The following is a 9197-nucleotide window of genomic DNA, read 5'->3' as shown; positions in this document are numbered from 1 at the left end:
GACTTCGACATGACGCTGACCGGCAAAAGGGGCTGACCTCGTCATTGGCTTTTCCGGCGATTTCGGGCAAACCTCGTCGCCTGTAATCGTGATGGAGAAACCTGATGTTCCGATGGGGTGTGTTGTCGACGGCCAAGATCGGCCGCGAGCATTTGTTGCCGGCGATGGTCGAGGCGGAGAATGGCGTGCTGTCGGCGATCGCCAGCCGCGACCTGTCGAAGGCCAAGGCGCTGGCCGACCGCTTCGGTGCACGCCATGCCTTCGGCTCCTATGAGGAACTGCTCGCCTCGAAAGAAGTAGACGGCGTCTACATCCCGCTGCCGACCTCGCAGCATGTCGAGTGGTCGGCCAAGGCCATCGAAGCCGGCAAGCATGTGCTGGTCGAAAAGCCGCTGGCGCTCGACGCCAAGGACATCCTGCCGCTGATCAAGCTGCGCGACCAGAAAAAGGTGCTGGTCTGCGAAGCCTTCATGGTCATCTACCACCCGCAATGGATCAAGGTGCGCGAGCTCATCGCCAGCGGCGCCATCGGCCGGCTGCGCCATGTGCAGGGCGCGTTCTCCTACTACAACGTCGACCCCAGCAACATGCGCAACCAGCTCGACCTCGGCGGCGGCGCGCTGCCCGACATCGGCGTTTACCCGACCGTGTCGACGCGCTTTTCCACCGGCAAGGAGCCGCTGCGCGTGCAGGCGACGATCGAGCGCGACAAGACATTCGGCACCGACATCTACTCCTCGATCCGTGCCGATTTCGGTGACTTCGAGCTGTCGTTCTATCTGTCGACGCAGATGGCGGCGCGCCAGGTGATGGTGTTCCACGGCGAGAAGGGTTTCATCGAGTTGTTCTCGCCTTTCAATGCCGGGCTCTACGACCACCACCGCGTCGAACTGCACAACCAGAACCACACCGAGGCGCAGGTTTTCCGCTTTCCCGGCACGCAGCAGTACCGGCTGGAGGTCGAGACCTTCGCGCGTGCAGCACAGGGCGGCAAGGAGCGCGTCTTCACGCTGGAGGAATCGGTGCTCAACCAGAAAGTCATCGACGCCATCTTCCGCGCCGGCGGCAAAGAAGGCTGGGAGACCGTCTGAATTCCTTGCATTGAAATAGCCGGCTAATTCTGGGAGGAAAAATGGCTGACGATGCGGACGTGATCATTGTCGGCGCCGGCCTTGCAGGGCTGGTTGCCGCCGCCGAGCTTGCCGAGGCCGGCAAGAAAATCATCATCGTCGACCAGGAGCCGGAGCAGTCGCTCGGCGGCCAGGCATTCTGGTCGTTCGGCGGCCTTTTCCTCGTCGATTCGCCCGAGCAGCGGCGCATGCGCATCCGCGATTCGCATGACCTGGCGCTGGAAGACTGGCTGGGCACCGCGGCTTTCGATCGGCCCGAGGATTTCTGGCCGCGCAAATGGGCGGAAGCCTATGTCGGCTTTGCCGCCGGCGAAAAACGCTCCTGGCTGATACAGCGCGGCCTGAAATTCTTTCCCGTGGTCGGCTGGGCCGAGCGAGGCGGCGGCAATGCCATCGGCCACGGCAATTCGGTGCCGCGCTTCCACATCACCTGGGGCACGGGCCCCGGCGTTCTCGAACCTTTCGTACAGCGCGTGCGCGAGGCGCAGAAGCGCGGACTGATCAGTTTCAAATTCCGCCATCGGGTCGATGAATTGACCCGCACGGGTGCGACTGTCGACGGGGTGCGCGGCGACATCCTGCAACCGAGCACCGCCGAGCGCGGCCACAAGAGTTCGCGCGAAATATCAGGAGATTTCGAGCTTCGCGCGCAAGCCGTGATCGTCGCTTCCGGCGGCATCGGCGCCAACCATCAGCTTGTACGGGAAAACTGGCCGCAGCGGCTGGGCGCGGCGCCCAAGCGCATGATCACCGGCGTGCCCGACCACGTCGACGGCCGCATGCTGGCGATCACGGAACGGGCCGGCGGCTCGATCATCAACCGCGACCGCATGTGGCACTATGTCGAGGGCATCAAGAACTGGGCGCCGATCTGGACCGACCATGCGATACGCATCCTGCCCGGCCCATCATCGCTGTGGCTCGATGCGCGCGGCAAGCGCCTGCCGGTGCCGCTCTATCCCGGCTTCGACACTCTGGGCACGCTCTCCCACATCATGAGCACCGGCTTCGACTACTCCTGGTTCATCCTGACCAAGAAGATCATCCAGAAGGAGTTCGCGCTGTCGGGCTCCGAGCAGAACCCCGATCTGACCGGCAAGAGCTGGCGCCAGGTGCTCGGCCGCGCCACATCGGGCATTCCGGGCCCCGTCAAGGCGTTCATGGAAAAGGGCGAGGACTTCATCGTCGAGGCCGATTTGCCGGCGCTGGTCGCGCGCATGAACGCGCTGGCCGGCGGCGAGGCGCTGCTTGAGGTGGCTCAAGTCGAGCGCGAGATCCACGCCCGCGATAGGCAGCTCGACAACCTGTTCTCCAAGGATATGCAGATCACCGCTCTGCGCGGCGCGCGCGCCTATCTCGGCGACCGGCTGATCCGCACGGCCAAGCCGCACAAGATGCTCGATCCGGCAAATGGCCCGCTGATCGCGGTGCGGCTTAACATCCTGACCCGCAAGACGCTGGGCGGCCTGCAGACCGATCTCGACAGCCGCGTGCTGGGGGCAGATGGCCAGCCGGTAGCCGGGCTCTATGCCGTCGGCGAAGCCGCCGGTTTCGGCGGCGGCGGCGTGCATGGCTATGCGGCGCTCGAAGGCACCTTCCTCGGCGGCTGCATCTTTTCCGGCCGCAGCGCCGGCCGGGCAGCGGCTGCCTCGGTGGCGTGAAGGGGCGTCACTTGGTCCTCAGAGTTTGGCCGCGATCACCAGCGCCAGTCGCCCTGTCCAAGCGCGGTCACCGCACCGACGATCCGGGTGAAGCTGGTGCGGGCGCGGCCAACCGTGTGCCGGGCTCTGAGATAGCCGTGCACCAATCCCGGCTCCTCGAACCACGTCGCGTGGCCACCTGCCGTGATGATCAGGTCGCGATAGGTCTCGCCATCCGATGACAGCGGGTCGCATTCGGCGGTGATCAGCACTGTCTCCGGCAAGTTGGAGAAATCGGTGTCGGCAAGCGGGGCCAGCGTCGCATCGCCGCTACGGTCTTGCCCTCCAGTGCGAATGTGCTTGTAGAATTCGAGATCGCGCACGGTCAGCATCGGCGCTTCGGCGTGCTTGACATAGGAGCCTTTCGAGCGGTTTCCGCCGAGGCCGGGATAGATCAGCACCTGGCCGACCGGCCTTTTCGAATGGCCGCGCGTGGCGTGACTGACGGCGGCGCAGAGATTGCCGCCGGCGCTGTCGCCGCAGAGCACGATAGGATGATCGCGATTGGCGGCGGCCCATTCGAAGGCGCTCATGGCATCGTCAAAGGCGGCTGGATGCAAATGTTCCGGCGCCAGCCGGTAATCTACGGAGACCACCTCATAGCCTGTGCGCGAGCACAGCTCCGCGCAAACATCGTCATGGCTGTCCAGCCCACCAAGGATGAAGCCACCGCCATGGACATAGAGCACCGTCACGCCTGCCTGAAGTGGGCTTCGGTAGATACGGATCGGGATATCGTGCGTCGGCGTTGCAATGGCGGAGGTTTCGACAGCGACGCCCTCGGGGTAGCCGGCAAAGAATTCCCGGCACATGCGGTCGTAAATCTCGCGCTGCTGCACGATCGTGTAGTCGATCGTATCGGGCGGGTAATAGGAATTGGTGCGCTCGATGAAGGCCCAGGTCTCGGCGTCGATGAGCTTGATGTAGTCGGTCATGGGTGCTGGAGAGGCGGCCAAGGCTGAGCCTGGGCGCCCCCCTCTGTCCTGCCGGACATCTCCCCCTCAAGGGGGGAGATCGGATGTTGCGAAGGCTTTCGCCAACCTTCGGCGTCGCAAGAAGAGTGCAGAGATCGAAGCTGCCAATCTCCCCCCTTGAGGGGGAGATGTCCGGCAGGACAGAGGGGGATAAGCGCCGTCATTTCGGCAACAATCCTCACTTCCCCTTCCACACCGGCTCCCGCTTCTCCGCAAAAGCGCGAAAACCCTCCATATTGTCCTCGGAGCCATAGAGCGCATCGACCGTCGGCAATTGCCGGCGGGTCACCTTGTTCATGGCGTCCTGGAAGGTCAGCGCCTCGGCCACGCGCGCCGTCTCCTTGATCGCGGCAAACACCAGCGGTGGGCCGCCTGCGAGCAGCCGGGCGATCTCCCAGACGCGATCTTCCAGCTTTTCCTTGGGCAGCACTTCGTTGACCAAGCCCCAGCGATGCGCTTCAGCGACATCCATCCAGCGGCCGGTGAGCAGAAGGTCCATGGCGACATGGTAGGGGATGCGCTTCGGCAGCTTGATCGTCGCCGCGTCGGCCAGCGTGCCGGCTCGGATCTCGGGCAGCGCGAAGGAGGAATGATCGGAGGCGTAGATGAGGTCGCAGGACAGCGCCAGCTCGAAGCCGCCGCCGACCGCCATGCCGTTGACGCACGCGATGATCGGCTTGTTGAGGTCGCGCAGCTCCTGCAGGCCGGCAAAGCCGCCGACGCCATAGTCGCCGTCGACCGCATCGCCGCCGGCAGCTGCTTTGAGGTCCCAGCCCGCGCAGAAGAACTTGTCGCCAGCGGTCTTGACGATGGCGACGCGCAATTCCGGATCGTCTCGGAACGCCTTGAAGGTCTCGCCCATCAGCCGCGAGGTCTTCAGGTCGATGGCGTTGGCCTTGGGCCGGTCGAGGGTGACTTCGAGGATGGTGCCCTCGCGGCGGGTCGAAATGACGTCAGACATTCTTGTTCTCTCCCAGCACCAGCAGCGCGTCGGCGATCCAGGCGCCCTTGCCCTCTGCACAGACGATCAGCGGGTTGATGTCGAGTTCTTCGATCTCACCGGCATTCTGCTGCACGAAGGCGGCAATGCCAGAGATAGCATCGATGGCAGCCGCGACATCGGCCTTCGGCCGGCCGCGATAGCCTTCGAGCAACGGGAACAGTTTCAGGCCGCGCAGCGCCGCCTCGATATCGTCGCGGGTCGCCGGCAGCATCAGCGTGACGCTGTCGCGCAACAGCTCGACCAGCACGCCACCAGTGCCGAGCGTCATCACCGCGCCGAACATCGGATCGCGGGTGAAGCCGACGATGAGTTCGGCAACACCGTCGCGCACCATGCGCTCGACATAGAGCCCGGTGCCGAGCGGCAACAGGTTATGCGCTGCGGTGCTGACGGATTCGGCATCCCTGAGATTGAGCCTGACAGCGCCAACTTCGGATTTGTGGGTGACGCCGAGCGCCTTCAACGCGACGGGAAAGCCGAGCGCCATGGACGAAATCACCGCTTCGACGGCATTGGCGGCGCGCTCGCCCTTCGGCACCGGCAGGCCGGCTTTGATCAGCCGTGACTTCGCCTCGGCTTCGTCGGGCGTGACGTGGTCCCCGCCAGAGGCGCCGGAGGCCGACGTGTCGATCGGCTGCGCCTGCGGTTCAGCCCAAGCCCAGCCGATGAAGGCTGCTGCGCCGGCTGCATCCATCGCTTCCGAAATGCCGAACAACGGCACCATGCCGCGCGCCATCAGTTCGGCGGTGTATTCCTCCGGCAGGTTCTCCGGCAGCGAGGAGACGATCGCACCATGCGCCTTGTTGGTCTTGAGCGCCGATTCGAAAGCGCGCAACGTCGCCCACCAGTCGGTGACCGAGCAGCGGTCGGGTCGCGGAAAATCGAGCACCAGCATGTTGAGGTCGAAACCGCCCGACACCATGGCGGTGAAGGTGGCGGTCATCGCCGGCTCGTTGTTCCAGATGAAGGTGTGATAGTCCAAGGGATTGGCGACCGCGACCAGCGGCCCGAGCGTCGATTTGACATGGGCGCGGTGGCTGTCGGTCAGCACAGGGAAATTGACCCAGCGGCCTTCGGCGCTGTCGGCCATGACGGAGGCCTCGCCGCCGGAGCAGCTCATCGACGACAGCCTATAGCCGGGCAAAGGTCCGGTGATGTGCAGCAGCTTCAGCGCCTCGATGAAGGCAGGGATCGAATCGACGCGCGCAATGCCGAGCCGCCGCAGGAACGCACCCGAGGCCGCGTCCGAGCCGGCGAGCGACGCGGTATGCGAGACAGTCGCTTGCCTGGCCTGTTCGGAACGGCCGACCTTCATGGCGATGATCGGCTTCTTCAGCTCGCGGGCTCGTGCCGCCAGCCGTTCGAAGCCGGCTACCGAATCGAAGGCCTCGATGTGCAGGCCGAGCGACGTGACCCGCTCATCCTCGATCAGGCCGAGCGCCATTTCGGACAGGCCGGTCTGCGCCTGGTTGCCGGCGGTCATCAGGAAGGCGATCGGCAGGCCGCGCTTCTGCATGGTCATGTTGATGGCGATGTTGGAGGACTGGGTGATGATGGCGACGCCCTTGCCGCCCTCGGCCAGTCTTATGCCGCCATGCTGGTCGGGCCACAGCAGCGCGCCGTCGGCATAATTGATCAGGCCGTAGCAATTCGGCCCGATGATCGGCATCTGGCCCGCCGCCGCGACCAGCTCGGCCTGCAGCCGCTCGCCATCATCGTCATAGGCCTCGGTTTCGAGGAAGCCGGCGGCAAAGCAGACGGCGCCGCCGGCGCCGCGTTCGGCCAGCGCCTTGATCACCTCGATGGTCAAATGCCGGTTGACGCCGACAAAGGCAGCATCCGGCGCGCCGGGCAGGTCAGCCACCGAACGATAGGCCTTGCGACCGGCAACCTCGTCCTTGGTCGGATGCACCGGCCAGATCTCGCCGGCAAAACCCATCTTGATCGATTGCGCGACGACGGCTGCAGCCTGCGCACCGCCGAAGACGGCGATCGATTTAGGCCGCAGGAGACGCTCCAGTTTATGCATATGTTATGCCCCGAACGGGCGCAGCAGCGCCCTTGAAATGATGTGGCGCTGGATCTCGGATGTGCCTTCCCAGATGCGCTCGACGCGCGCGTCGCGCCAGATGCGCTCCAGCGGCAGATCGTCCATCAGCCCCATGCCGCCATGGATCTGGATCGCTTCATCGGCAACGTATGCGAGCATTTCGGTGGCCTTCAGCTTGGCCATGGCCATGTCCTGGTCGGTGACGGTGCCCTGATCGTACTTCCAGCCGGCTTCGAACACCATCAGGTCGGCGGCCTTGAGTTCGGTCGCCATGTCGGCAAGCTTGAACGATACGCCCTGGAACTTGCCGATCTGCTGGCCGAACTGCTGGCGTTGCGCGGCGTATTCGACGGCATGGCCAAGCGCACGCTCGGCGCGGCCGAGGCAGGTGGCGCCGACCTGCAGCCGGGTGGCGCCGAGCCAGGAATTGGCGACGTCGAACCCCTTATGGACTTCGCCCAACACCTGGGCGGCGGGAAGCCGGCAATCGTCGAATTCGAGGATGGCGTTGGTGTAGCCGCGATGCGAGACGTTGCGGTAGCCGTCACGGACGGTGAAGCCTTTGGTGCCCTTATCGACGAAGAAGGCGGTGATCTTCTTGCGTTTGCCGCGCGGCGAATCCTCTTCGCCTGAGGCCATGAAAACGATGGCAAAGTCGGCGAGGTCGGCGTGGGAGATAAAATGCTTGGTGCCGTTCAGCACCCAGTCGTCACCGTCCTGCACGGCGGTTGCCTTCATGCCACGCAAATCGGAGCCGGCGCCCGGCTCGGTCATGGCCAGGCAGTCCCATTTCTCACCACGGATGCAGGGGAACAGATATTTCTCGCGCTGCTCGGGCGTGCCGGCCAGGAGGATGTTGGAGGGGCGCGACACGCAGGTCCAGTGCAGCGCGTAATTGGCGCGGCCGAGTTCCTTCTCGTAGAGCAGCCAGGTCACCGTATCGAGGCCCGCTCCGCCGACATCGGCCGGCATGTTGGCGGCATAGAGCCCGGCCTCGATCGCCTTTACCTTGATCTCCTCGATCAGGTCGCGGCGCAGCACGCCGGTGCGCTCGACCTCGCGCTCATGCGGGTAAAGCTCGTTCTCGACGAACGCGCGCGTCGTCTCGACGATGAGCTTCTGTTCCTCCGACAGCCCGAAATCCATGCTCTCAGCCTTTCTTCTTGCCGGTCTTTTTCTTCGGCTTTTCGGCTTTCTTGACCGGTTTCAAGGCTTTGGCCTTCTCGGCCGCCTTGGAGGCCATGGGCTTCTTCGCCGCCAGCTTGGCCAGCTGCCTGGTATAGTCCTTATGCAGCGCGCCGGCGCCCCAGCCCTTGCCTTTGTTTTGTTTCGACAGCGCATCCATGATGGCGACCAGATTGTCGTCGCGGATCTTTTCCAGCTCGCGGATCGACAGCCCATGCGCCTGTTCGTCCGACTGCGTGGCGATCAGGTCGACCAGTTCGTCGTTGAACTCAGGCACGTCCATCAGCTTGGTCCATGGCCATTTCAGGCACGGCCCGAACTGCGCCATGAAGTGGCGCATGCCGGCCTCGCCGCCGGCGACGCGATAGACCTGGAACATGCCCATCTGCGCCCAGCGCAGGCCGAAGCCGTAGCGCATGATGTCGTCGAGTTCCTCGACCGTGCAGATGCCGTCCTTGATCAGCCACAGCGCCTCGCGCCATGCCGCTTCGAGCAGGCGGTCACCGACGAAGGCCTCGATCTCCTTGCGGATGACGACAGGCTTCATGCCGATCGAGGCATACATCTCCTTGGCGACCTCGATCGCCTCGGGGAAGGTCTGCTCGCCACCGACGATCTCCACCAGCGGCAGGAGATAGACCGGGTTGAACGGATGGCCGACGACCAGCCGCTCCGGATGCTTCTTCATCGCCACCTGCATGTCGGTCGGCTTGATACCGGAAGTCGAGGAGCCGACAATCGCGTTGGCCGGCGCGTGAGCGTCGATCTCGGCCAGCACGCGGTGTTTCAGGTCGAGCCGCTCCGGCACGCTCTCCTGGATGAAATCGGCATCGGCGACCGCTTCGGCGATGGTCTTGGCGAAGGTCAGCTTGCCCTCTTTCGGCAGGCCGCCGGGCACCATCTGCTTGTAGGCGCGGCGCGCGCCCTTCATCACTTCGCCGACCTTGCGCGACGCCTCGGGATCGGGATCGAAGATCGACACGTCGATGCCGTTGAGCAGCAGGCGCGCCACCCAGCCGGCGCCGATCACACCGCCACCGATGGCGGCTGCCTTGTTGATGATGCTCATGCTGAAGCTCCGGTTCTTGTCGCGGCGGTTGCGGGATCGATGAGGGGCACGCGCTCGCCGGCTCGGATCACCGAGGGATCGTAGGC

At 64.5% G+C, this 9197-nt stretch carries 7 protein-coding genes; 2 read left to right on the top strand and 5 right to left on the bottom strand.

Features of this window, described 5'->3' with window-relative positions; translation table 11 throughout:
* Window positions 1-104: 104 nt before the first annotated feature.
* Window positions 105-1091, top strand: a complete 987-nt coding sequence (locus tag EN969_RS06300; RefSeq protein WP_063169794.1) for a Gfo/Idh/MocA family oxidoreductase — start codon at window positions 105-107, stop codon at window positions 1089-1091.
* A gap of 41 nt (window positions 1092-1132) precedes the next feature.
* Complete coding sequence (locus tag EN969_RS06295) at window positions 1133-2791, top strand: FAD-binding dehydrogenase (protein WP_063169795.1); 1659 nt, start codon at window positions 1133-1135, stop codon at window positions 2789-2791.
* Window positions 2792-2826: 35 nt separating this feature from the next.
* Here EN969_RS06295 and EN969_RS06290 read toward each other — a convergent pair whose 3' ends face one another.
* The 5 genes from EN969_RS06290 to EN969_RS06265 form a co-directional block, all read right to left on the bottom strand.
* On the bottom strand, window positions 2827-3765 hold the full coding sequence (locus EN969_RS06290) for an alpha/beta hydrolase (protein ID WP_063169796.1): 939 nt from the start codon (window positions 3763-3765) through the stop codon (window positions 2827-2829).
* 217 nt (window positions 3766-3982) lie between these two features.
* Entirely contained in the window at window positions 3983-4765 is a 783-nt protein-coding gene (locus tag EN969_RS06280; protein ID WP_013528298.1) for a carnitinyl-CoA dehydratase, read from the bottom strand.
* Entirely contained in the window at window positions 4758-6836 is a 2079-nt protein-coding gene (locus tag EN969_RS06275; protein WP_063169797.1) for an acetate--CoA ligase family protein, read from the bottom strand. Before EN969_RS06275 ends, EN969_RS06280 begins: the two co-directional genes overlap by 8 nt.
* A gap of 3 nt (window positions 6837-6839) precedes the next feature.
* A complete protein-coding gene (locus EN969_RS06270; protein WP_063169798.1) occupies window positions 6840-8003 on the bottom strand; it encodes an acyl-CoA dehydrogenase in 1164 nt (387 codons plus the stop codon).
* A gap of 4 nt (window positions 8004-8007) precedes the next feature.
* Entirely contained in the window at window positions 8008-9111 is a 1104-nt protein-coding gene (locus EN969_RS06265; RefSeq protein WP_024501970.1) for a carnitine 3-dehydrogenase, read from the bottom strand.
* Window positions 9112-9197: the final 86 nt, after the last annotated feature.

It is taken from the genome of Mesorhizobium sp. M7A.F.Ca.CA.003.01.2.1, from assembly GCF_003998945.1.
Classification (GTDB): Bacteria; Pseudomonadota; Alphaproteobacteria; order Rhizobiales; family Rhizobiaceae; genus Mesorhizobium; species Mesorhizobium ciceri.
The sequence above is the reverse complement of the archived record's forward strand: the minus strand, read 5'-3'. Positions and strand labels throughout refer to the sequence as shown.